We start from the raw sequence: 24,596 nt of genomic DNA, 5'->3' as shown, positions 1-24,596 counted from the left end.
CCACGATGATCAGCACTGGACCGGACATCTGGCGGCCGTTCGACGGCGAGCCTGTGCTCACTCCTGCCATGACCGGCGGACACCGCAGTACACCCGCCGAGGAACTGGAACGGTTGCGTCGCTACCTGGACGCGGTCGTGGCCGACCGCGTGTGTCCGGTGCACACCGCGGTCGCATTCAACGCGGCCTATTTCGGCTACGAACTCGGTGGTGAAGGCCACGGCAACGGCCCCTTCGACCTGGACGTGTTCCCTTCCCTGACGCTGGGTGGCGAAGTACCGGCCCTGCCCGTCGGGGCACTCGTGCGCATCGAAACCGGATCCGACCCGCTGTACGCGGAGATCGTCTACAAGGAGGGACGCCACCCCGGTGTCGAAGAGGGGGCCGAGGTACCCGCGTGGGTGTCCGGGGCACCGGCCGGTGTCCGAGGACCGAGCGAGCTGTCGGAGGCACCGCACCCAGTGCGCCGGGAGCTGCTGGTCCCTGATCTCACGGCCTTCGGCCCCGCGCTGCAGCTCAGCGAGGCGAAGTTGCAGCGGTTCCGGGCCCGCCAGAAGTGGCTCAACAAGGACGGGCACGTCGTCGTCGATGCCCGCTACGGCTCGGTGCCGCAGGCCGGGCTCGACGACTGCACCGCCTTCGTGCAGCACCTGCTGACCCACCAGCGCGAAGCACTGCTGAGCCCCCTCGTTCCCGTGTCCGTCGCCCACCTGGCCGGGGGCGGCACGGAGGAGCGGCTGAAGAACGCCCTCAGCGGGCTGCTGGACACCGTCGATCACGCCTTGCGCACCAGCGACAGCCTGCGCAGCTGGGGCCACTACGCACTGACCCGTACGCGCATCGGGGCCGCCCTGGGGCACGACGGGCCGCTGGGCGGCGACGACCTGAGAGCCCTCGCTGGCTCCCTGGAACGCAGTACGGCCCCTGCCACCCGCCGACGGCACGGCCTGAACGGTTCCCGCACCGTGTACACGGCGATCGGGCCGTGGCTGCGCGGCGTCGACGGTGCCGAACCACTGCTGAGCGGAGTGGAATACGCGGTCTCGGTGTGCCGCGCCAACCTGGCGGTCGCGGACTTCGTTCGGGGAGACACGGAGAACGGCATACGCGCCGGGAGCGACGTACGCATCACCCTTGACGACGACTTCCAGAACGGTGGCATCTGGCGGTCTCACCACCCGGGCTCGGAGGAGGCGGACGACAGTAATCCGCTGCGTCCCGCGGGACGCGGCTGGCATGACACGGTGCATCCACCCGCGCCCTCCCGGCCGGTCGCGGTGCCGCACGCACAGAGCGTCCCTATGGAGGAACAGCCGGAGGACGAACGGTACGTCGACCCCGAACCCGCGGACACCCCGCTCGTGGACGGTGACCGGATCGGTCCGCCGAACCACCTGAGGATCAACGACAGCGAGGTCTGCTGGCAGACCCCGCTGCGTCTCGCCCACCTCATGGAGGACCGACTGCCGTTGAGCGCCAGGGTCCGGGACGGGTTGGCATATCTCGGTACGGATACCGTCTCCGTGCGCGTACGCCTGGAGCTCAGCCATCCCGGCGGCGAGCTTGACGCGTCCGAGGAGGTCCAGGAGGTGCTTCTGGATCTCACCGATGAGACCGGCATGCTCCGGAACGTCCAGTGGCCCATCGATTTCTTCCCTGGGCTGTGCCTGTACATCCAGTGGCCGCGCGGCGGCACCGTCTTCCGGGTCCACACCGTCGAACTGGAACACCCCGTCGACATCGACGGGCAGCTCATCGCGCACCGTTACGACCCGGGAGTGCTCACCCGGGAAGGAGCGCCGGGTAGCGACCGGGACGGTGACTCGTCCGCCGGCCTCGACACGCGGCGTCTCGTCCTGCGTACCGTACGACGCTTCGGCCGCCTCACGCCCGACGGACATGCCCTCCTCGACCGGGCCGCCCTCCCCCGAGGTGTCTACGACACAACTCCCGCCACCCACCAAGTCACCGCACTGGAGCAGGCCGTTGACGAACTCCTCGCCGAACACCACCTGTACCCGGCCATCGGCAGCCGCGGTGCGGACGGCGAGCCCCACCACCCCGCCCGTGACTGTGAGCCGCCCATCGCCCTGATCGGTTACGCGCCGAACCCCGTGGTGGTGCCACGGCCGGGCTCGGGTGCCGGCGCGCCGCCGCAGGTCCACGGCGTGGAGCACTTCGTCCACGGCTTTCTGCGGAGGCTGCCCGCGGGCTCGAAGCCGACCGATGCCCAGCGCGCTGCCTACCGCGAGCACTGCCGCCACGTCGGAAAGGCGGACGGCTGGGAACTGCCACCCGGCTACACCTTCGTCACGGCACACTCCCGCCGGCGCTGACGCACCCGGCCGGACCGGCCGGGCATGCGCGCGCCGCAAGCCACACCCCCCGCATCCGCATCACAGGAAACAAGAGATCGGGACTGAATGACCGCCAGCTACCCCGTGGTTGCCAAACCACCGTCCTCCCCGCGCGGCACACCGGTTGGACTGCTCAAGGAACTCGCCGCAACGCTCGACGGGCTCGGCCAGGTCTTGGACGCTGCCCTCGACGCCCTCACGGTCGGCGAGACGGAACTCGCGCTGAACTCCCTCGGGCCCAAGGACCGTCAGGCCATCATGAGGGGCCTCGGCTTCCGCAAGGTCGAGCCGCGGCGATTCGGGCGCGTGCTCAGCGAGCAGGTTTTGAAGCGGTTGCAGCGGGTGGAGCCGACCCACCGCAGGCATGCCGCGTCCCACCTCACCGCCCGGATCATGAACGACATCGATCACGTGGTCGCTGAGCCCGGGGCCGTCGGCAGGAACCCCGGTCTCGTGGACCGCTGGGGCGCGTGCCTGCTCCGCCTCGCGCTCTTCTCCCACCTCCAGGCTTCGGCACACGACGCCCGACTGCTCGTATGGGCCGCGGAACACGACTGGTTTGGCATGGAGGCGGACGAGACGGCACTGGCCGCGGTACTCAAGGCCGCTCAGCAGGTGATCGACACGACTCCCGGGTTCGACCACCTCACCGCGCTGGACGAAGACGCGGCGGCTCAGGAACCACAGCCGACCGCTGCAGTCCCGGCTCCCCGGCGGCCAGATCACATCTCGGCTCCGGACCTGGCCGAGCCCTCCGCGCAGCACGGACAGCAGCCCCCTGGTGAAGGGTGCTCCCTGGACGATCTGGCCTCGGCCGAGGAGGAGCTCAAGCACGTCATCGACGAGGCACGAGGCGCCGCCGACCGCGTGCGCGCCGCCCTGCTGGACGGATGCCCGCCCACCGACACAGATCTGGTGCCGCTCGCCACCGTCGCTCCGGCGTTCTCCCGCGCGCGGGTCGTGCTCTCCGCACTCGGCGTCACCGGCGTCACGGATCGCCTCACCGATGTCCTGAGGGCGATCGACGAGGTACGTGCACGCGTCGAACGGAAGGAGAGGAACGCCGAGGCCCGTCACCTGGTGGAGACGGTGACGGCCCTAGGCTGCTCTCCGGGCAGTGCGGTGGCCGCGGTGATCGCGGATGCCAGGCAGAGCGCGGAGGCATTGCTCGCGAAGCAGGAGTGGGACGAACAGGACGACGCGCGCGCACACATTCTCACGCTGCTGATGCGCCTAGCCGGCATGAAGGACCGGTCCGACGCACAGCAGGAGATCATCGAGCTCCAACAGCAGTTGTCGGTCGCACATCCGCCGTACGCTGTGGCCGCCGTCCTGTACCAGCAGATCACGCTGACCGAGCACAGGACCACCACCCACGACACGACCGCCGCCCCGCAGGGCGAGGAATCCTCCGAGGTTCCCGAGGCGCCGGAGCGGGCCATACCCCCGGAGGCGGCCAATGCTGCGCAGGCTGACACCGGCGTGCCTGAGACGCAGGACCACAGCACCGCCGATTCCGTCCCGGCCGAGCGACCTCCCGGGTCCGCAGACATCGCCGAGCAGCAGCCCGTGCGGGAGCGGCGGGTCGTCGCCGACCCCGCGGTGACCGCGGCCGTCGACACCACCACGGGTACCGCCGACGGCACGGGAACGAAGGGCGTCGAACCCGTCCTCGCCCGGCTCATCGCCGAGAAGCGCTTCGGGCTTGCCGCCCACCTGTCGCAGGCAGCCGACCGCCCAGACACCGAGTCCGCAGTCCTGCGCCTGGCCGCCGCGGCGACACTGGTGCACTCCAGGACCGGCCGAGCAGCTCAGGTCATCGAGGAGGCGCTGCACGAGTGGGAGGCCCGTAAGGAGAGCGACAGCGACGCGCTGTCCCTGCTCCTGCTGCCCACGCTGGTCCGCGCAGCCCTCGTGACGGGTGCGCCCGTGGCCGGTGCGCAGCTGAGGGTGCTCGCCCCGCAACTGCCAGATGCCCTGCACGAGGTGGCTACCATGGTGGCAGAACGCGCACTGCAGGGCGCCCTGCTCATCGCGCCGCCCCATGCCGTTGTCGCCGATGTCTCCCACACCGAGGGCGAGCTGCGCGCGGCTGTGGACGCCTGCCAGGCTCTGCTCACTGTGCCTCGGTTGCGTTTCCAACGGGCAAGCGCCATGGTGCAGCGCTGGTTGGCGCCGACTGGCCTGCTCGGCAGCGTGCTGACCGCCATCGTGGCCGGGGCCCCGGACGCCGAGCACCTAGCCGACGAACTGCTGGAGAACCTCACTCGCCGGGCTCAGGTCGAGGCAGTGATCGACGAGATGGACGCTGCGCTGCGCGGGCCAGGCGGCCGTGGCATCCAGGGGTCGGGCCGCAACAACGTCCGCCACTGCATCGAGCGCGCCCGGGACGCCGTGCGGCAGTGGCGTGCGGTCAAGCGTGGCCTGGAAGCAGGACGTGCGGAGGAGAACGTGTGGGCGTTCCAGTCCGTCGCATCCCTGCGCCTCTCCCTCCTCGGCCTGCGCGAACGGGTCGCCGACGACCTCGCCGCGGCCGAACGCAGCTCCGCCGTCCTGGCGAAGGCCACCGCCTACGTGGCGCGGGATCTGTTCGCCGAGGTCTTCGACGGGCTGGACGCGAACAGTCGACCGGCCGAGACGGGATCCGAGCCGGACGTTCAGACGGTTCTGGACGCCGAGCTCCACAAGGCCGAGCCGACCGTGCCGGGCGAGAAGCCAGCCTTGAACGGCTTGCTGAAGGCAATGGACCGTACCTGGGACGACGCGATCGAGCAGCAGCTCGCCCGTGACGAATTCGGCGTGATTCGCACCATCATGGACCTCGCGGACCTCGATGTCCTTCCTGCGGCCCACACCTTGTCGCTCTCGGAGGAGCGTCGCGCACACCTCAGCGCGATCGAGAAGGAGCGCCGCGCGGCGCTCGCCGAAAAGCAGCGGCAACTGGCCGCCCGGCTCCGCCGGTCCCAGGCCGACGAGGCACTCACCGTCGAACAGGACGTCAGCCTCCAGGAGCTGCTCGCGGACGCCCGAGTACACCTGGAGCACGACCGGCCGGGCGAACTGGCCGCGGTCCGCCGTAACCTCGACCGAGTCGAGGAGCTGCTGCCCCGCTACCGTGAGGAAGCCGCCGACCGGCTGCGCGCCCGGCTGGCCGCGCTGACGGACGTGAGCGCGGAGGACCGCGAACGAGTCCTGCGCAATCTGGACACTGACAGCCTGGCCACCGCGGCCGAACTCGTCTACTTCCTCGAACTGGGCGAACCGGTACCGGAGATCAGGTCCGAGGACTCGCACCTGGAGGCGTTCTTCCCCGCCGTTCCGGACTCGCTGCCGGGCGGTTTCGACGCGGAGCTGATCGCGGCCGTCCGCGCTCGTGGCCGCTACGGCGACCACGCCGTGCTGGACTATGCAGGACTCTCGGAGGAGGAGGCCGAGCGCGCTGCCGCGGCCCTGGAGTTGTGGAGCACGCTCGCCGCGACCAAGGACCGTATCAACATCAATCCGCGCGAGAGCCTCAATCCGGCTCTGGCCCTCCTCGGATACGAGGCCCGGCGCGCACGGCCTCTGGACGACCTGCCGCGCGGCAAGGACTACCGGTTCTTCGAACTCGCACCTGTGCACGTCACCGGCCGTGCCTGGGCGCCCGCCTTCGGATCGCAGATCAAGGACCGGGGCGGCAAGCTCCGCGCCTTGTTGATCTGGGGCCGGCCCGCGGCCAAACTGCTCGTCACCCGCGCTTTGCAGGACCCCGACGAAAGCAGTCTGCTGGTCGTCCATTTCGGGACGCTGGACAGCAGGACACGAAATGAGCTGGCCGCTGCCTCCCAGGACACCAAGCCGATCATGGTGGTGGACGACGCCGCGCTGGCCTACCTCATCGCGCACGGCAATCGGCGGGTGGATGCCACGACCGAGGCGCTGCTGCCGTTCTCCGCGGTGAACCCGTACATCAAGGAGAAGCGGGGCCAGATCGGCCGGGAGATGTTCTACGGCCGGGACCGCGAACGCAAGAGCATCCACGATCCGGCGGGTACCCAGATCCTCTACGGCGGCCGGGGTCTCGGCAAGTCGGCCCTGCTCGCCGACGCGGGGGACCGCTTCGAGGAACAGCGGCCGGGGGCCTACCGCAAGCTCTACCTCAACTTGGACAAGATCGGCATCGGTCGGGGCACCGCACTCGGCGCCGAGGCCATCTGGCCCACGCTGGACCAGGAGCTGATCAGGCAGGGAGTCCTGGAGGAGCCCCGACGCCGGGGCCCACAACAGGAGTCATGGCAGCGGGTCACCGACGGGATTGCCCGGTGGCTCGCTCAGGATGCCGACCGGCGGCTGCTCATCCTCCTCGACGAGTGCGACCGCTTCTTCGAGGCAGACGTTCCCGAGTGCACGGAGACCCGCCGGCTGCGTGGTCTGGGTGAGGACTCGCGCGGCCGGGCCAAGGTCGTGTTCGCCGGTTTGCACTCGGTGCAGCGCTTCACGCGGCTCGCCAGGAACGGCCCGTTCAGCCACCTGGCGCAGACCCCGACCGTCGTCGGGCCGCTCGCCCCGCAGTTCGCCGCCGACCTGATCGTGCATCCGATGCGTGCGCTCGGCTTCGAGTTCGCCGACGTCGACCTCGTCAACCGGGTGCTCGGCTTCTGCTCGTACCAGCCCTTCCTGCTGCAGATCTTCGGCAGCCGGATGGTGCAGGTCATGCAGGACAAGAGGGCGCGCGCACCACTCGCGCCGCCTCCGTACACGATCGAGGAGTCCGATGTGGACGCGGTGGAACAGGACACCTCGCTACGCTCGGACATCACCGCGGCTTTCAAAGACACCCTCGCCCTCGACGACCGCTACCACGTCATCGCGAATGTCCTCGCTCAGCACGCCCGGGACAACGGTCTGGAAACCCGGCTCAGTGATAGGGAGTTGCGGGAGGAATGCGCTGGCTGGTGGCTCCGCGGCTTCGAACACTTGGACAGCGAGGGTTTCCGCGCCTATCTGCAGGAGATGGTCGGCCTCGGCGTCCTGGCGCCCAACAACGACGGGCAGGGCTGGCATCTGCGGGGGCCCAACGCACTGCGCATGATCGGTACCGCCCAGGAGATCGAGGCGCGGTTGCTGCGGGCGGAGACGGAGTCCCGGCTGGAGGAGACCGTTGTCCTGGAGAGTCGTCCGGACCTCTACGACGGCAGGTCCGCCCCGCTCACCGTCAACCAGATCGACTACCTGCTGGGCGAATACGTCAACCAGGTCCGCGTCGTTCTCGGCACACAGGCGACCGGCGTCGCCGATGTGGAACGCACCCTGCGTGAGGTGACGGGCAGAGTAGCGGGCTGGTCCGTGCCCGCGATCGGAAGTGCCAAGACGTTCCGCAAGGAGCTCGCCGTCGGCCGCGCAGGCGAGCGGCGACTGCTCATCAGCGATCTCTCGCAGAGCAGCGAGAAGTCCTGCCGGGAATCCTTCGACCTGGCCAGTGCAGTTCTGCCCGAGGCCGCCGAGGCGACCCGCTCCGTGGTCCTCGTGTCGGGTGTGGAACAGCTCGGCTTCTGGTCCGGCCTCCTCACCGGTCCCGAAGCAGACCACGACACCGTCGTGGTGCTGCGCCGACATGACCTGCGCAGCCTGAAGGACTGGACGCAGCGCCACAGCCTGTGCGAGACGGGGGAACGGCTGACACGCCTGGCGGAGGCGACCGGTGGCTGGCCGTACCTGCTGGACAAGGCGCTGGAGCTGCGTGATCGCCGACCGGACCAGGACCGGGTGCTGGCGGACCTGACGTCGTGGTTGGAGCAGAGCAGCGGCGCCCAACAGTTCGTCGACGCCGTGGGGCTGCTGGAGAATGACACCCTCAAGACGGCCTACGAGGGGGTCGTTGAGCAGCTCGGTACCGAGTGGCATGACGAGGCCTACCTCGTCACTGCGGCCGAGATGGCCGGTCTCTCGTCCGAGGAGGCAGGCTGGGCCGTCGTCTGCCTGGAGGCCCTCCAGGTGTTCGACCGGGACCGGAAGCGCCTGCGCGTGGAGCCGATCCTCCATACGGCGTTGGACGTCATTTAGGCAAAGGTCTGACGAGTCGGGTGGGGTCGGGGTTGCACCTGGCCCCACCGAGACTTGACCAGCACACCTGCGTCCAGTCGGCGGCCACCATCGAGTACCGACGGGACGATCTACTGTTGCCCCTTTTCCAGCTCGCTGCTGAGCTTGCCTTTGCCATGAGACTCTTGGCGTCGATAGTGATTGAGGGGGAGAGGGTTGAGCATTCAGTCGGCCCCGTTGTCGCAACGGAACGAGACGGCTCGCTGGTCGCGAGGGAGTGGGGGCTCGTCGGTCGTAGAGCTGAAGATCCCAGAAATCTATTAGGTCGACGCGAAGGCCGTGCGTCTGACGCCGACCGTGTGGGCTCCTCGCGGAATCTTTCGGGCCGCAATAGGTGCTCCCGGGTAGCGAGTCATCCTGTGGCCTCACACGCCTGATGCAGCGTCAGGTAAGTCAGCATCTGGTCAGCATCAGTCTCGAGCATCCTGAGATGGCTGCCCGAACAGGCACCTGGTCGGTGGGGTCGCGACAGGCTGGTTGGCGCGGAAGACCTGGCACGGACCTTGTGCCCGGAGTGAAGCGATGTTCCTCACAATGGTCGACTTCGACGCGTGCCCCTGTAGAGTGAAGACCGCCCTTGACCTGCACAAAGCTGGCAGGGAGCCGTCTTTCAGGAGTTCAACATGCTGCGCACCATGTTCAAGTCCAAGATCCACCGCGCCACCGTCACCCAGGCCGACCTGCACTACGTGGGATCCGTGACCATCGACGCGGACCTGCTCGACGCCGCCGACCTGCTGCCCGGCGAGCTCGTGCACATCGTCGACATCACCAACGGCGCCCGGCTGGAGACGTACGTCATCGAGGGCGAGCGCGGCTCGGGCGTCATCGGGATCAACGGTGCCGCCGCGCATCTCGTCCACCCCGGCGATCTGGTGATCATCATCAGCTACGCTCAGGTCACCGACGCCGAGGCGCGGGCGCTCAAGCCGCGGGTGGTGCACGTGGACCGCGACAACCGGATCGTGGCCCTCGGGGCCGACCCGTCGGAGCCGGTGCCGGGCTCGGACCAGGAGCGCAGCCCCCAGGCCGTACCGGCCTGACCCAGCCGACGGACCAGGAGCGTGCCCGTGAGCGACATCGAGATCCGCGACGACCGGGCGGCGGGCCGCCTGGAGGCGCTCATCGGCGACGAGGTCGTCGGCCACATCGAGTACTTCGTCCTCGAAAGCCCCGGGCACGCACTGGTCCCCGTCCACACCATCGTGGAACCGGCCCACGAGGGCAAAGGCATCGCGGGCTCGCTCGCGCGCGAGCTGTACGGCATCGCCGAGCGCGAGGGCATCGTCGTCGCCCCGCTCTGCCCCTACGTCGTGAAGTGGGCCGCACGCCACCCCGACGAGGCCCCCGTCGCCGACCCCGAGCTGCTGCGCGCGGCGAAGAAGTGGCTCGTGGCGCACCCCGGGCGGTTCTGACCCGATGACGCTCGCACTGCTGCACACCTCACCCGTCCATGTCCCCGTCTTCGACGCCCTGCGCGACGAGGACCACCCGGGGCTGGAACTGCGGCACTTCGTCGACGAGGAGCTGCTGGACCGGGCACGTGAGGCCGGCCCCGACGCGGTGGCGGACGACGTCGCGTCGGCGCTGCGCCATGCCGTCGCCGAGGGTGCGCGGGCGGTGCTCTGCACCTGCTCGACCATCGGCGGCGTCGCGGAGACGGCCGCCGCCGAGGCCGGGGTGCCGGTGCTGCGCGTGGACCGCCCCATGGCCGCCGCCGCGGTTGCCGCCGGGCCCCGGATCGTCGTCCTCGCCGCCCTGGCGAGCACCCTCGGACCGGCGGCCGAGCTGATCGAGGACGAGGCCCGCCGCAGCGACCGCCGCGTGACGGTGGCGACCCGGCTCGTCGAGGGCGCCTGGGCGCGGTTCGAGGCGGGCGACACGGACGAGTACGTACGCCTGGTTGCCGCCGCGGCCGACGAGATCACCCACGCCGACGCGATCGTCCTCGCCCAGGCCTCGATGGCCCCCGCCGCCGCCCTGACGTCGACCGCCGTGCCGGTGCTGTCCAGCCCCCGGCTGGGCCTTGCGGCCGGGGCGGGTGCCGCGACGTCGGCTTGACCCCGGCGGGTGACTGGCCGCGCGAGCGCCGGGTACGTGGGGGAGTAGTCCAGGGAGCCGACGTTCACGACTGGCTGGAGGACACCATGACCAACCCGTACCCGGATCCGGTTCACCCAGGCCCCACCCCGGGCCCCGAGCCGCACCCGGTACCGACCCCGGAGCCGCCCCCGGCCCCGCAGCCGACGCCACCGACCCCACCGCCCCCGCCACCCGGTCCCCGGCCGGTGCCGGAGCCCGATCCGTCCCCGATTCCGCCGGGGCCGGAACCGGTGCCGAATCCGGAGCCGGGGCCGCCGCTCAGCTGACGGTGGGCTCGGGGCGTGCCCGGCCCGAGGCGGGTGTGTAGGGGAAGACGATGGCGAATCCCACGACCGGCGTCAGGGGGCCGGTGGCTTCGGCCGGCGGGACGACCGGGTAGATGGTCAGCAACGGCTGATCCGGCCGTCGTACGGCACGGACCGCATAGGCCGAGGGGGACAGGGGTCTGTGCCCCTCGTCGGAGCGGGTCAGCTCCAGCGCCGCCTCGTACTGCTCGACGTCGAGGTCCGCGGCCTGGTCGGCGGGGTTTAGCAACCGCCGCACGGCGTAGCTGTTGGAGTGGACCGAGGGGGCGACGGAGTTGCGGACGACGAGGCCGACGGGGTGTCCCGCCACCGCGATGTGGTGCGTCGCTTTGGTCCTGCTTCGGAGCTGGACGGTCCAATTCCGCAGCTCCCCGTTGGCCGCGCAGCGACGCACATACGCGGAGAGCCGGTCGAGCTGCTCTCGGTCGGGACGGACGTCGGGCACATAGAGGTCCAAGAACTCCGCGAGGACCGTCTCTGGACGTACGTCCTGCCAGACCAGGTTCCCGCCCTCGCCGACGACCGAGGCGGGGCTCAGGGTGTCGAGGGCATGGACGAAGTTCTCCAGGGTCCGGAAGTTGTCGCGGAGGACCTCGGGAGACCGCCTGAAACTCAGGGTTTCCACTGAGGTGCCGGAGAAGTCCTCCACGGTCGGGGGTGGTTGGGGAGGCTCCTCCGTCGTGGTCTTGAGGTGCCGGTAGATGCCGAGGATGGCGGGCGTTGCGTAGATGCGGCGCAGGTTCTCGTCGTCACCGTCGGACCAGTGGCTCAGCTGCACCAGGCGTGCGTAGTCGTTCGACGAACGAAGCTGATAGCTGACCGTGAGCCCGGGAACGGCTTCCGGAGGCACCTGGGCGCCGCAGACGGCCAGGACATTCTCGCCCGTGGGCATGCTCTGAGCGGCGTCGCTCACCCTCATGACCGTGATCTCCTGGGCCGCGGCCGCGAGTTGGCCGAGCACCTGCGCCCACGGGGTTCCCGCCGGACCCGACTGCCAGATGGCTCTGAACTCCTTCATCAACCGCTGGGCCTGGAGGCGGGCCGGATCCTGTATGCAGGCGGCGATGAACCGGACGTGCGCGTCCACTCTCTCGCGAACACGGGCCTGCACCTCGGCGAACTGACTGACGTGCACGAGCATGCAGGTGCCCGAGCGCAGGCCCCTCGCCCGTCGCACCGCGCAGGACAGTACGAAGGCGCTGATCGCCTCACGCAGCGAATCCGGCAGCTCCTTGCCCGGGACGTGGTCGGCGCTGTGCCGAACGGGCATCCAGGCCTCGTAGTCGGTCACTTCGCGCGCGCCGGTGCCGATCGGTGGGCGGGGGGTGCCGTCCGGCGGTGCCGGGAGGTGGTAGATGAAGTGATCCGGGAACAGATCCGTCGGGTCGGAGGCGTCGGTGGCGGGCAGGAAGCGCGAGTAGTTGACGTAGGCGGTGCGCTCGAAAACGTCCAGCAGGTGGTGCACCCTGCTGTCCAGCGCCGACCGGTCGTCTGCCGAGAACGTTGTGAGGGTGTTCGCCGTGTCGATGACGATCAACGGGCGGGCGGCGGGTGTGCCACCTTGGGTCAGCCAGTTGCGGGCACGGTCGATGACGTGCCGGTTCTTCTTGATCACGAGGACGAGGGGGACGGAGTCCGGCGGCGGAGGCATCAGGGCTCGCGTCGCTGAGAAGTCGCCGTCCTCCTCGCTCGTGGTGAGGGAGAGGAGAACACCGGAGTCGGAGACCCAGTCCGCCAGCCACTCGTCGACTCGGCTCTGGACGCCGATGCGTTCGGCATTGGTCGGGCCGGTGACAATGACGACCGCCCGGTAACCGGCGTCGATGGCCTTGGCCGTCAGGCCGATGGCATGGGTGGTCCTTCCCGCTCCGTCACCCGCGACGACCAGCCCCGAGCGCCGCCAGGTACCGGGACGCAGCGGATCCTCAAGACGGGCGAGCACGTCGTTCGTGGTCCTGTCGAGGCGGTCGATCTCCGCAGGCGGCCGACCTTCGCGCGTGAACCTGTCCCGCATATGACCCCAGAGCTCCCAGTTGCGAGGGCGGCCGGGATGCAGCCACGGTTCATGCCCGAGGGGATCGTCCAGCACGACGGCGGTCTCGGCTTCCGTTGCGAGCGCCACGGGCGGCAGACCCAGCAGTTCCAGCGTCCGCGCGAACGCCACCCCCACCGGCGTCGCCTCCGCGGCGATGTCGGCCCCCTCGCCGCCGGCCACGACCACCGGCAGCCGGCGCAGCCCGTCATGACCCGACGCGATCCGCCGGCTCAACGTCCGGCTCAGCCGCAGGGCCTCGTGCTCGGGCAGCTCCCGTTCCAGGCGGTCCCGCACCCCCGGCGAGGCCCGCAGGATCACGCATCCGGCCTGCTCCGCATGCAGAGCGAACAGCCCGGAGCTCAACACCTCCGCGACGTCGGCCGTCGTCGCCTCCGGCACCAGTTCCTCGCGCAGCACGTGCAGCATGTCCAGGCTCAGCTGGTCGAAGGGCGAGCAGAGGACGGCGAGTCGGGCGGCCGCGGGGGAGGCCGTACGGAGGAAGCCCTCGGTGCGGGCCTCGGGGCCTCGGCGGGACGAAGGCTCGTGGCGGGCGGGCGATTCCGGGCGCCCCGCGGCCGGGACCAGGGCGGCGGAGCAGCCGTCCGGTGCGGCGAGCATGACCGTGCGGGACCAGCGGGCGAGGGAGTGGGGGGAGAGGGAGAGGACGGGTACCGGCAGCCAGGAGTCCGGGGGGAGCAGGGGCGGGAGACGGAAGTCCAGCCCGGTGTTGCCCGCGCCCGGGACCGCCTGTGTCGCGCGGACCGCCGGCAGGTCGAGGCCCGTGCGGCGCCACAGCTTCGGGGGCAGGGGGTTGAGCAGGGCGACCGGCGTGCCGCGCGCCCAGTCGCGCACTTGCTGCCAGATCTCCGGCTCCCGCCAGGCGGGCGCGGCGCAGTCCGATACGACGACCACGAGACGTCGGCCGTCGGGTGACCCGAGCTGTCCGGCCGACGCCGACCGGCCCTGGGAGTTGGTCAGTTCGCTGCCGGAGTCCGGGCGCAGATGGCGGACCTGGAGGGTGCGGAACGCCCCGAGCCGGTCCAGCACGTCGGTGAAGGCGCTGACGGTCTCCCGCCACACCTGCATCGACGGCGAGTCGTCGACGACGAGTACGAGGTCGAACCAGCGCTCCGGCGCCGGGGTGAAGACCGGGATCAGCTCGCCGCTGCGGGCGTAGGCGTCCACCGTGGCGCCCACGTCGAGCGTGCGGTGGCGGCCCCTGGGCCAGGGCCGCTTCCAGGGGCGCAGCGCTCGGGTCAGCTCCAGCGCCTGGGGGAGCGGCGAGGCGCGCGGGAGGGCCACCGCCTGGCCGGAGACGCGCGCGTCGGAGCCGGGGAGCCGTTCGTGGAGAGTCCGGGCGGGCGCGTCTCCCGACTGCGGGGACAGAGCCGGGTGCTCCGGCGTGCGGGGGTCGGGTACTGCCGGATCAGCGGGTGCCTCCGCGGACGCCGCAGCGGGCGCACCGGCGTCGGGTTCGGCTGCCGCTGACGGCGCCATCCTCGACGCCAGCCACAGCGCTTCGGCGAGGGCCGTGGCATCCAGGTGCGGGTCCACGGTGCGGAGCAGGGAGACGGCCTCGTCCAGCGCCGAGGCCGAGCGGTCCTCAGGCACGGGAGAGCTCGCGCAGGATCAGTTCCCTGACGCCCTGTGCCGTGGCCCCGTCGGGGGCGTTTTTGCCGGTCAGTACGTGGACGGCGTTGAGCAGTTGGTCGACGGCCAGGCTATCGCCCGCCCGGAGCCGGTCGACGAACGCGGCGATGAGCTCGTCCACGGGACCGGAGTGCTCCTCCTCGATCTTCAGGTGGGCGGCCACCACCTTGCGCAGGGACTCGGTGGTCGGCGCCGGCATGGTGAAGCGGATGCAGCGGCGCAGGAACGCGGCGGGGAAGTCGCGTTCGCCGTTGCTGGTCAGCACGATGAACGGGAAGTTGTCGCACTTCACGCGGCCCTTGCGGATGGGGTGGCGGTCGTCGCCGTCGCATTCGCGGACCTTGACGACGTCCTCCTCGTAGCGGGCCAGCTCCGGGATCTCGAACTCGCCGCGTTCCAGTACGTCGAGGAGGTCGCTGGGCAGATCGAGGTCGCTCTTGTCGATCTCGTCGATCAGCAGGGCACGCGGGTGCCGAGTCGGCAGCAGCGCCGTGCCCAGGGGGCCCAGCCGGAGGAAGGGGGCGATGTCGTCGGCGTCGGCCGTGCCCGCCAGCCGCTGCGCGTGGATGCGGCCGAGCGCGTCGTAGCGGTACAGGGCGTCCAGCAGCGAGCTGCGGGAGGTGATGTGCCAGCGCAGCGGCTCACCGAGTTTCAGCTCGGCCGCCACCTGCTCGATCACCGTCGACTTGCCCGAGCCCGGAGCGCCGGTGAGCAGCAGCGGCCGGCGCAGGGCGAGCGCGGCGTTGACCGCCTCTACCAGGCCTGGGGGCGGCTGGAACCGGTCGTGGCGGGGGCGGCGGGGGAAGCTGCGCCAGGGCGGCGGGTCGCCGAGATCCACGTCCCGGGGCTCGCCGTCGCCGACGTAAAAGGGGGTCCAGGTCATAGGGTGCTCTCTCCATCGGCCCAGTCGGTCTCGAACCAGTCGCAGAAGTCCAGCCATTCCTCGTCCAGCCACACCGACCGCAGGAGTGCCAGGTCGGCGTGGCCGTCCGGGTCCCGGCCCTGCTCGCGGCCCGGCCGCCACGCGTTGCGGTAGGCGGCGCTGAACTCGCCCGGGAGCCGGTCCCAGTGGCGTTCCACGCTGTCGCGCGAGCCGGTCGGCAAGGTGCCGGGGCTGTGCGGCCAGAGCACGATCGGTGCGAAGGCGAGGAGGGGTTCCAGGACCTCCTCCAGCCGGTCCGGGCGGTGGCTCAGCGCCAGCGCACGCTCGTACCAGCCGTCCTCCAGCCTCGCGGTGAGCTCGTCCGCGCGGCCGGTGTCCGCCTCGCCGAGCCAGTCCAGGGGCGCGCCGGTGTCCGCCTTCATGGCGGTGAGCCGGTCCCGGGCGAGGTCGTTGATCCACCCGAGATGCGCCTGCGGGTACAGCCGTTCGCTCCACCTCAGGACGATGTCGTAGCGCACGCCCAGGCGGGGGCCGAGGCGCGCCTCCTCCGGGCGCCAGCGGGCCAGCAGCGGTGTGGGTGCGGCGATGTCCACGCGCTTGAGCTGTGAACCGGTGCACCGGGCCTGGCGGGTGGCCCAGCGCACGGCGGCGGTGAGCTGTTCCTCGACGCCGGACTGTGTGGGGGAGCAGGCGAACTCCTCGCGCGCCACGGCCGTTTCACGGTCCAGCAGCCAGACCTGGAGGGTCTCCGGCCAGTCGTCGGCGACCGCCGCGTGCAGGCTGATCACCAGGCGAAGTCTGTCCTCGGCGGCCCGCCGGGCCTGTGCGGCGAACGCGTCGTTCAGCTCCACTCCGGCGCCCAGAGCCGAGGCCCAGGAGGCCAGTTGGGGCGCGGTGCAGTCGAGACCGTCCTCGGCGGCGAGTGCCGCGACGAACGCGGCCAGCGGTGCCAGGGAGCCCGTTCCCGTCCGGGGGGCGCGCAGACGGAGGAACTCCACGCAGTCGCGCAGCAGTTCGCCGCCGCTGGTCGGAGGGGCGGCACTGCCGGCGGCGGTCCGGAAGGCGCGTCTGAGGCGGTCCGACGTGAGGGGCCAGGAGCGGAGGAGGCCGAGCGTGCGCAGCGTGTCCGAGAGACGGTCGAGTGAGCGCAGGGCGCACGCCGTCGCGGGGCCCTGGTCCAGGGCGAGCAGGGACTGCCGGACCCGCTCCAGGTCCGCGACAGTGGCGACGGGGCGCTCGCCGAGAGGTTCCAGGGCCCACCGCAGTTCTTCTTCGCCGAGCGGTCCCAGCAGTGGTCCCCCGCCCGCCGCGTACCGCGTGTTGCGTGCCAGCCAGGGGCGTGGCCCGATCGACGCGCCGTCCCTGATCACGAAGTGCCCGGCCGTGTGGGCGAGGGCGTTGACGGAGTCGCACACGACCTCGGCCGACAGGAACTCGCCCGCGTCGGGCACCCCTTCGCGCAGCACCCGGAGGAGCCCGCGAGAGAAGGCCAGCCCGTAGGCGTCCTCGGCGGCCCCGACGGACATCAGCAGCGACAGCCGGGTCAGGCCCTGGCGGACGCCGGTGCCCAGCGCGTTGAGGTCCGGGGTGGCGCCGCCCGCCCGGCAGGTGTCGACCACGGCGACGACGCCCTCGACGCCCGGCGTGTCCAGGGCCTGGCCGAGGAGATCGCCCACATTGACGACCGTGGTGGGGGTGTCCTGCCGGGAGTCGCCCGCCATGAAGGACAGCCGGGGCACGTCTCCGAGCGTGGTGCCGTGCCCGAGGAACGCGAGGACCAGGACGGCGCCGGCCTCGCCCGCGCGCTGCGCCGCGTCCCGGACCGCCTTCTCCACCTGGGTCTGCATGACGTCCGGGCCGGACAGCAGCGAGCAGACCCCGGCCGGTGGCTGTTCGCAGTCGCCCACCCAGCGCTCCAGCAGGGTGGCATGGAGGGACCGCGCCACGTCCTCCAAACCGTCGAGGGGGCCGAGATCCTGGCACTGCGGTGCGATCACCAGCAGATGGCGGGGCGTGGCCGACGGCGTCATACGACCGTGGCGGCTTCGAGCGCCTCGACGACCGGCCCCGCCACGCCGGGCTGCGCCAGATACTTGGCGGCGGGGTGCACCCAGGCGCCGTCGGAGTCGACCCGTCTGCTCACCGGGGCCACGGCCGCCGCGTTGGCGGCGATGCACCGCTCCAGTTCGGGCCGGCCGACGATCACGTCGTCGCGGTCCCAGAAGTTGAGCCACCGCCCGACCCCGGCGGGGACGTGCAGCGGCTGCGGACGCATCCGGGCGCGGACCACCGTACGCATCCCGATGGGCGAGCCCACCGTGACCAGCAGCGGTACCGCCCCGGCATGTTCGTGCAGCGTCTCGAACGCGACCACGCTGCCCAGCGAGTGCGCGACGACGACGGTGGGGCCCACCGGATCGAGCTCGGCCGCGACCCGGTCCCGGATCCGGCGGTCGATGCTCAGCCCGGCGTCGTCGACGTGCCCGCGCCGGAGGTAGTCGGTGACCTGCCCGAGGCGATGCACCATCACCCGCCCGCTCGCCCAGCCGCCGAGCGTACGCAGCCCGGGCAGCGCCATGAGCGTGTTCGCCCCGACGAACAGGTGCCGCACCGCGCTGCCGACGCCCTGCTGCTGTCCCTCCGGGGCGATCTGGGCCCGGGCCCGGCGCAGCACCTGCGCCTCTCGGTCGTCCCGCGGGTCGACGAGCCGTTCGTCGACGACGTCGAGAAGCAACTCGGCCACGTCGGCGGCCGGTTCGCCGTTCCCGGGGAACAGATCGCCGTAGTACGCGAACCGTACGTCCACGGAGCCGCCGACCAGCTCGGACGCCCGTCGCGAGTGCCCGGCGGCCCGCGCGCCCTCGGCCAGGGCGCGCAGCCACTCGTCCTTGTCGGCAACGGCGTCGCGCGCCCCGCCCACCCCGTGCACGAAGACCAGACGCGGTGTCATCGTTCCCCCACAGCCCCCGAAACTCCGTCACCCAGCCATGTGCCTGGGCGAGTTGCGAGAGTATCAACGCACGGCACGAGGGAAACGCCGTTCACGGGTCAGGGGCGCGGGGCTGTGTCAATGTGCGGCTCCGCCGCGGGGGCGCGACCAGCCCCCACGCACCCGCACGTGCCCGACTACGCGGACACCTCCGACCGATCCCCACCCCACAACGTGTGGAACGACCCGTCCCGGTCCACCCTCCGATACGTGTGCGCCCCGAAGAAGTCCCGCTGCCCCTGCGTAAGCGCCGCAGGCAACCGCTCGGAACGCAGCCCGTCGTAGTACGCCAGCGCCGCCGAGAAGCCGGGCGTCGGCACACCCTGCCGGGTCGCCGCGATGATCACCTCACGCCAGTCGTCCTGCGCGTCGGCGATCTCCTGCGCGAACGTGGCGTCGGACAGCAGGCTCGGCAGGTCCGCCCGGGCGTCGTAGGCCGCGCGGATCCGGTCCAGGAAGGCGGCGCGGATGATGCAGCCGCCGCGCCAGATCGAGGAGACCTTGCCCAGGTCGATGTCCCAGTCGTACTCCGCGCGCGCGGCGTCGATCTCGTGGAACCCCTGCGTGTACGACACGATCTTCGACGCGTACAGCGCCTGCTCCACCCGGTCCGCGAACGCGCCCGCCTCCGCCTCGCTCAGCGGCGACGCCTTCGGCCCGGCCAGCCCGCGCGAGGCCTCGCGCAGCGCCGCGTGCCCGGACAGCGACCGTGCGAAGACCGCCTCCGCGATTCCCGACACCGGCACGCCCAGGTCGAGGGCGATCTGGACGGTCCAGCGGCCGGTGCCCTTCTGCTCGGCCTGGTCCACCACCACGTCCACGAACGGCTTGCCCGTGGCCGCGTCCACGTGCGACAGCACCTCGGCCGTGATCTCGATCAGGTACGAATCCAGCCGACCCGTGTTCCAGGTGCGGAAGATCTCCGCGATCTGCGCGGGCTCGTAGCCGGCGACGTCGCGCAGGAGCTGGTACGCCTCGCCGATGAGCTGCATGTCGGCGTACTCGATGCCGTTGTGGACCATCTTCACGAAGTGCCCGGCGCCGTCGGGACCGACGTGCGTCACACAGGGCGCCCCGTCCGCCGCCTTCGCGGAGATCTTCTCCAGCATCGGGCCGAGCGAGTCGTACGACTCCTTCGGGCCGCCCGGCATGATGCTCGGCCCGAGCAGCGCGCCCTCCTCGCCGCCGGAGACGCCCATGCCGACGAAGTGGATGCCCTGCTCGCGCAGTTCACGCTCGCGGCGCCGGGTGTCGGCGAAGTGCGCGTTGCCGCCGTCGATGATCATGTCGCCGGGCTCCAGGAGCGGGGCGAACTCCTGGATCACCGCGTCGGTCGGGTCGCCCGCCTTGACCATGACGACCAGACGGCGGGGCCGCTCCAGTGCCGCCACGAAGTCCTTGGCGGTCTCGGCCGCAATGAACTCGCCCTCGCTGCCGAACTCCTCCACCAGCGCGTGCGTACGCGACGCCGTCCGGTTGTGGACCGCGACCGTGTAGCCGTTGCGCGCGAAGTTGCGGGCGAGGTTGCGGCCCATGACCGCGAGGCCCGTGACGCCGATCTGGGCTGAAGTGCTCATACGGAGGCTCCTAAAGGATCCGGTATCGGTGGTGCCGGTCGTGCCCGCCAGTATTGCCGCACTGACCATCCTGACGTGCCGGTACGCCGACCGCACGTCCGGGCTGTTCGCTGTTCCGCACGCAGATACGTACGCGAGACGTGCGCTGCCTCAGTCGAGTTCAACTGGAGTTCACAACCGGCCTCTTGAGCCACATCGCGGCTGATTGCCGTCTTGTCATGGCCTGTTACATGCGCTTACTTTTGGCGCTCCTGACGCATGTCGAGGGGGCTGGAGACATGGCCGTACGCGGCCGGCACCGCCGGTATCAGCCGAACAGGATCAACCGCGCCTCGCTCACCGTCACGGCGGGCAGCGCGGGCATGGCGATCCCGCTCATCGGCACCGGCACCGCGCAGGCGGCCGACGTGGAGACCTGGGACAAGGTCGCCGCGTGCGAGTCGACCAGTGACTGGAACATCAACACCGGCAACGGCTACTACGGCGGTCTCCAGTTCGCCCAGTCCACCTGGGAGGCGTACGGCGGCGCGCGGTACGCCCCGCGGGCCGATCTGGCGACCAAGGACCAGCAGATCGCCGTGGCCGAGAAGGTGCTGGAGGGGCAGGGGCCGGGCGCCTGGCCGGTGTGCTCGGTGCGCGCCGGGCTGACCAGGGGCGGCGACACCCCCGAGATCTCCACGGCCTCGGTGCCGGACGTGCAGCCGCAGACCACCCCCCAGTCCCGGGCCGGTACGGCCGAGATGTACACGGTGGTCCGTGGCGACACCCTCTCCACCATCGCCGAGGAGCAGCGGGTCAAGGGCGGCTGGCAGGGGCTGTACTCGGCCAACCGGAAGACCGTCGGAGCCGATCCCGACCTGATCCTGCCCGGCCAGCGGCTCGCGCTGCGCGGCAAGTCCGCCACGACGGCCGCCTCGACGGCTTCGACGTCCGTGCCGGAGCGGACCACTTCCGACAAGACGTCCGAGAAGACGTCCGAGCAGACCTCGGCGCGGACCATGGTCTCCCCGGTGAGCGCGCCCACCGGCACGCCGTACCACAAGGCGGGTTCCTCCTGGTCGAAGGGCTATCACACCGGCGTCGACTTCCCCGTGCCGACCGGCACGTCCGTGCGGTCGGTGGCCGCGGGCAACGTGGTGAGCGCGGGCTGGGAGGGCTCCTTCGGCTACCAGGTGGTGGTCCGGCACGCCGACGGCCGCTACAGCCAGTACGCCCACCTGTCGGCGATCTCCGTGAAGAGCGGGCAGCAGGTCGGCGCGGGACAGCGCATCGGGCGTTCCGGGTCCACGGGCAACAGCACGGGCCCGCATCTGCACTTCGAGGTGCGGACGGGGCCCGGCTTCGGAACCGACATCGACCCGGTGGCCTACCTGAGGGCGGGCGGGGTCAGGATTTGATCCTCATGCGATGCCGGTCCAGGACTGGCATCGGGACGTACGGGCCGCCGTAGAACGGGCCGTAGAGCTGTGGTGCGGGGTACGTCCGCGGCTCGTCGCCGTCCGGTACGGGGACCGGCACCAGCGCCTCCAGTGCGGTCTCCTCCCGCTCCGGGGCGGTGGGCTGCTCCGGGAGGATGCTGAGCAGCTCAGGGGTGGGCAGGGGCTCGGTGGCGGGGAGTTCGGGCCGCGGCTCCGTGCGGGCCGAGGCGGGTGAAATGCGCTCCGTGGTGAGCAGGATCAGGCCGCCCGCCGCCACCACGCCACAGCTCAGCGCGAGCGCGGTGCCGGTGGCGCCGTAGCGGAAGGTTTCACCGAACATCGTGATGCCGACCGCGGCCGCGACCACCGGGTTGACGACCGTCAGCACGGCCAGCGGGGCCGCGAGTCCGGCGCCCCGGTAGGCGGCCTGCGACAGCAGCAGACCGGCCGTGGCGAACACGCCGATGGTGGCCAGGGTCGGCAGGTCGCCCGCCGTCACCCCGCCGCTCCAGTCGACCGCGACGATCTTCGTGAAGACGGAGGACATACCGAACGCGATACCGGACGCGGTCGCGAGCAGCATGCTGCGCACCACCGGGTGCCGGTGCGCCGCGCGGCCCGCGATCATCAGGGTCACGACCGCGCCCGCGGTGACCAGGGCCACCGAGATGCGCTCGGTGGTGCCGAGCGACTGTGAATCGGACACGCCGACCAGGGAGAGCAGTCCGGCCAGACCCACGGTCGCCATGATCGCGCCCCGCCAGGCGGTCGAGCCGGCCTTGCGGCCCACGAACAGGGCCGCCATCGGCAGCGCGAAGACGATGGTGAGGGCGCCCAGCGGCTGGACCAGGCTCAGCGGTCCGAAGGCGAGGGCAGCCACGTGCAGCAGTCCGCCGAGGCCGTTCAGCGCCACCGCGGCCCACCAGGTCGGCCGGCGCAGCGGTGCGTACTGCTGTCCGGGCGTGGACACCGCGACGTGCTCCTGCACGATCGCTCCGCCCGCGTAGGCGACGGCGGAGACGAGCGACAGCAGCACGGACAACGCGAGGGCACTCATGAACTGCTCCTCTGCGTGAGGCGGGGGCTGTGCGCCCCGCGCGGCGAACGGTCGGCTTCCATAGCCAACACGATGCCCTTAAAAGTTCTTCCCGTCGTCGTACCTGAGCAGGCATTGGGTCCTACTGCCGATGGAGTACGGAGGGTGCACCCTCCTCCCCAGGGTGGGTGACACTCGTTGCGCCCCACCGACCGCCGGTGTGCGCCCCCTTGGTACTACTGCACGTCGTGGACCTCGACCCCGATCTCGCAGCGCTCCGCCCGCTCGGCGGCTTCTTCGTACTACGCACCTCCGGAGCGCCCCGCGCGCCCCTGCCGACCCTCGCCCAGGCCTACGTAGACACATCATCGGATGTTTACGGAAATTCCGTGACTTTCCGCGTCCGGAAGGTGGCCGACGCCCTGCGCGCCCCCGAGTTGCGGATCGCGGCGTCGGTGGCCCAGCAGGGGCTCGCCGCCCGGCTGTGGTCGGTGGCGCTGGGCTGCGCCGTCCTGTACGGGCGACTCCCCGACCTCGACCCGCGGCTGCTGCGCTGGGACGCCGACGGCAGCGCCCCCGACGACCTGTGGCTGACCGAGGTGCGCCCGTCGGCCGGGGGCGCGGCCGACGCCGTGCTGCACGGTCACCTCGAACCGCTGACGGCCCTGGTGCACGCCCGCTACCGGGTCGCCGAGGGACTGCTGTGGGGCAACGCGGGTTCCGCGCTGGCGGGCGCCGCCCGGCAGCTGGAGCGGTGGGCTCTGGCGCACGGCCGTACCGAGGTCGCCGTACGCACCCGCTCGCTGACCGCCGAACTCTTCGCCCACCCCCTCCTGACCGGCACCGGAACCCTGACCGGAGCCGGCTTCCGGCGCCGCAGCTGCTGCCTCTACTACCGGGTGCCGGGCGGGGGCGTGTGCGGCGACTGTTGCTTCACGCGGCCCCCGCGCTCTTCCCCGCGCGCCTCATCTGGGTGACCATGAGGGAACGGCCGAGACAGGGGGTTGCGGGTGCGAGTGGGACTGCTGACCCGGGAGTACCCCCCGGACGTCTACGGCGGCGCCGGTGTCCATGTCGAGTTCCTGGCCCGGGAGTTGAGAGCCCTCGTCGACCTGGACGTGCACTGCTGGGGCGAGGGCCGCACCGAAGGGGTGCTGCGGCACCGCCCGTGGCCCGCGCTCGACACCTCCAACGACGCGCTGCGCACCTTCTCCGTTGACCTCGCGATGACCGCCGCCCTGGAGGGCTGCGAGCTCGTCCACTCCCACACCTGGTACGCCAATCTCGCAGGCCACCTCGGCAAACTGCTGTACGGCATCCCGCACGTGATGACCGCCCACTCCCTGGAGCCGCTGCGCCCCTGGAAGGCCGAGCAACTCGGCGGCGGATACGCCCTGTCGAGCTGGGCGGAGCGCACCGCGGTCGAGGCCGCCGACGCGGTGGTCGCCGTGTCGGGCGCCATGCGCGAGGACATCCTCGCCTGCTATCCGGCGCTGGACCCGGCGCGCGTGCACATCGTGCACAACGGCATCGACACCACCCTCTACCGCCCCGACCACGGCACCGACGTCCTCGACCGGATCGGCCTGGACCGGAGCCGCCCGTACGTCCTGTTCGTCGGCCGCATCACCCGCCAGAAGGGCGTGCCCCATCTGCTGCGCGCGGTACGGGACATCGACCCCGCGGCGCAGGTCGTGCTGTGCGCGGGCGCCCCAGACACCCCGGAGATCGACCGGGAGTTCCGCGAGCTCTACGAGGAGCTGAGCCGCGTCCGCGCGGGCGTGCACTGGATCCCGCAGATGCTGCCCCGCCCTGAGGTGATCCAACTCCTCACGCACGCGGCCGTGTTCGTCTGCCCCTCGGTGTACGAACCCCTCGGCATCGTCAACCTGGAGGCGATGGCCTGCGGAACGCCCGTGGTCGCGTCCCAGGTCGGCGGCATCCCCGAGGTCGTCGACGACGGCAAGACCGGGCTTCTCGTGCCCGTGGACGACGACTTCGAGGCCTCCCTCGCGCAGGCCCTGGACTCCGTCCTCGGCGATCCGGAGGGCGCCCGCGCGATGGGCGAGGCCGGGCGGGAGCGCGCGGTGGGGGAGTTCGGCTGGGACGCCGTGGCGCGGCGCACGGTCCGGCTCTACGAGGAGATCCTCGAACAGGCGTAG

The 24,596-nt window shown here is 71.2% G+C and carries 14 protein-coding genes; 8 read left to right on the top strand and 6 right to left on the bottom strand.

Annotated features, from left to right (window positions below):
* The first annotated feature begins 5 nt into the window (after positions 1-5).
* The 5 genes from AB0Q90_RS04305 (at position 6) to AB0Q90_RS04285 (ending at position 10,499) form a co-directional block, all read left to right on the top strand.
* Complete coding sequence (locus tag AB0Q90_RS04305; protein WP_363159088.1) at positions 6-2,336, top strand: hypothetical protein; 2,331 nt, start codon at positions 6-8, stop codon at positions 2,334-2,336.
* An 87-nt stretch (positions 2,337-2,423) separates the two neighbouring features.
* Positions 2,424-8,399 (top strand): hypothetical protein, encoded by a 5,976-nt coding sequence (locus AB0Q90_RS04300; RefSeq protein WP_363158918.1) that lies wholly within the window; start codon positions 2,424-2,426, stop codon positions 8,397-8,399.
* Between the two features lie 662 nt (positions 8,400-9,061).
* Positions 9,062-9,481, top strand: coding sequence for an aspartate 1-decarboxylase (gene panD / locus AB0Q90_RS04295; protein WP_269663018.1), 420 nt, complete (start codon positions 9,062-9,064; stop codon positions 9,479-9,481).
* A gap of 27 nt (positions 9,482-9,508) precedes the next feature.
* Positions 9,509-9,853, top strand: a complete 345-nt coding sequence (locus AB0Q90_RS04290) for a GNAT family N-acetyltransferase (RefSeq protein ID WP_363158917.1) — start codon at positions 9,509-9,511, stop codon at positions 9,851-9,853.
* Between the two features lie 4 nt (positions 9,854-9,857).
* Entirely contained in the window at positions 9,858-10,499 is a 642-nt protein-coding gene (locus AB0Q90_RS04285; protein WP_363158916.1) for an aspartate/glutamate racemase family protein, read from the top strand.
* A gap of 300 nt (positions 10,500-10,799) precedes the next feature.
* On the opposite strand, the gene AB0Q90_RS04280 is transcribed toward AB0Q90_RS04285, so the two are convergent.
* From AB0Q90_RS04280 to gndA, 5 genes are all read right to left on the bottom strand, one after another.
* A complete protein-coding gene (locus AB0Q90_RS04280; RefSeq protein WP_363158914.1) occupies positions 10,800-14,492 on the bottom strand; it encodes an SAV_2336 N-terminal domain-related protein in 3,693 nt (1,230 codons plus the stop codon).
* Positions 14,485-15,414: an AAA family ATPase gene (locus AB0Q90_RS04275; protein ID WP_363158912.1), complete on the bottom strand. Its 930-nt coding sequence runs from the start codon at positions 15,412-15,414 to the stop codon at positions 14,485-14,487. Before AB0Q90_RS04275 ends, AB0Q90_RS04280 begins: the two co-directional genes overlap by 8 nt.
* Positions 15,411-17,444 (bottom strand): hypothetical protein, encoded by a 2,034-nt coding sequence (locus tag AB0Q90_RS04270; protein WP_363158911.1) that lies wholly within the window; start codon positions 17,442-17,444, stop codon positions 15,411-15,413. The genes AB0Q90_RS04275 and AB0Q90_RS04270 overlap by 4 nt, the downstream gene beginning before the upstream one ends.
* The gene (locus tag AB0Q90_RS04265; RefSeq protein ID WP_363158910.1) at positions 17,441-18,364 is read right to left on the bottom strand and encodes an alpha/beta hydrolase; all 924 of its coding nucleotides are present in this window, start codon (positions 18,362-18,364) and stop codon (positions 17,441-17,443) included. The genes AB0Q90_RS04270 and AB0Q90_RS04265 overlap by 4 nt, the downstream gene beginning before the upstream one ends.
* Positions 18,365-18,540: 176 nt before the next feature.
* Positions 18,541-19,980 carry an NADP-dependent phosphogluconate dehydrogenase gene (gndA, locus tag AB0Q90_RS04260; protein WP_363158909.1) on the bottom strand — a complete coding sequence of 480 codons (1,440 nt, stop codon included), beginning with the start codon at positions 19,978-19,980 and terminating at the stop codon, positions 18,541-18,543.
* A 278-nt stretch (positions 19,981-20,258) separates the two neighbouring features.
* On the opposite strand from gndA, the gene AB0Q90_RS04255 reads away from it, so the two are divergent.
* On the top strand, positions 20,259-21,377 hold the full coding sequence (locus AB0Q90_RS04255) for a transglycosylase family protein (protein ID WP_363158908.1): 1,119 nt from the start codon (positions 20,259-20,261) through the stop codon (positions 21,375-21,377).
* Here AB0Q90_RS04255 and AB0Q90_RS04250 read toward each other — a convergent pair.
* Positions 21,367-22,455 (bottom strand): DMT family transporter, encoded by a 1,089-nt coding sequence (locus AB0Q90_RS04250; protein WP_363158907.1) that lies wholly within the window; start codon positions 22,453-22,455, stop codon positions 21,367-21,369. The genes AB0Q90_RS04255 and AB0Q90_RS04250 overlap by 11 nt on opposite strands.
* Before the next feature lie 209 nt (positions 22,456-22,664).
* Here AB0Q90_RS04250 and AB0Q90_RS04245 point away from each other — a divergent pair, with 209 nt between their 5' ends.
* Complete coding sequence (locus tag AB0Q90_RS04245; protein ID WP_363159087.1) at positions 22,665-23,411, top strand: (2Fe-2S)-binding protein; 747 nt, start codon at positions 22,665-22,667, stop codon at positions 23,409-23,411.
* 33 nt (positions 23,412-23,444) lie between these two features.
* Positions 23,445-24,596 carry a glycogen synthase gene (glgA, locus tag AB0Q90_RS04240; RefSeq protein ID WP_363158906.1) on the top strand — a complete coding sequence of 384 codons (1,152 nt, stop codon included), beginning with the start codon at positions 23,445-23,447 and terminating at the stop codon, positions 24,594-24,596.

This window comes from Streptomyces sp. NPDC079141 (assembly GCF_040686775.1).
GTDB lineage: Bacteria > Actinomycetota > Actinomycetes > Streptomycetales > Streptomycetaceae > Streptomyces.
This window is presented reverse-complemented; position numbering and strand designations above follow the sequence as displayed.

Bases quoted from the DNA above. Each gene is read 5' to 3' on its own strand.
- AB0Q90_RS04305 (WP_363159088.1), top strand. From the start codon at position 6: ATGATCAGCACTGGACCGGACATCTGGCGGCCGTTCGACGGCGAGCCT.
- AB0Q90_RS04300 (WP_363158918.1), top strand. From the start codon at position 2,424: ATGACCGCCAGCTACCCCGTGGTTGCCAAACCACCGTCCTCCCCGCGC.
- panD (WP_269663018.1), top strand. From the start codon at position 9,062: ATGCTGCGCACCATGTTCAAGTCCAAGATCCACCGCGCCACCGTCACC.
- AB0Q90_RS04285 (WP_363158916.1), top strand. From the start codon at position 9,858: ATGACGCTCGCACTGCTGCACACCTCACCCGTCCATGTCCCCGTCTTC.
- AB0Q90_RS04275 (WP_363158912.1), bottom strand. From the start codon at position 15,414: ATGACCTGGACCCCCTTTTACGTCGGCGACGGCGAGCCCCGGGACGTG.
- AB0Q90_RS04270 (WP_363158911.1), bottom strand. From the start codon at position 17,444: ATGACGCCGTCGGCCACGCCCCGCCATCTGCTGGTGATCGCACCGCAG.
- AB0Q90_RS04265 (WP_363158910.1), bottom strand. From the start codon at position 18,364: ATGACACCGCGTCTGGTCTTCGTGCACGGGGTGGGCGGGGCGCGCGAC.
- gndA (WP_363158909.1), bottom strand. From the start codon at position 19,980: ATGAGCACTTCAGCCCAGATCGGCGTCACGGGCCTCGCGGTCATGGGC.
- AB0Q90_RS04255 (WP_363158908.1), top strand. From the start codon at position 20,259: ATGGCCGTACGCGGCCGGCACCGCCGGTATCAGCCGAACAGGATCAAC.
- AB0Q90_RS04250 (WP_363158907.1), bottom strand. From the start codon at position 22,455: ATGAGTGCCCTCGCGTTGTCCGTGCTGCTGTCGCTCGTCTCCGCCGTC.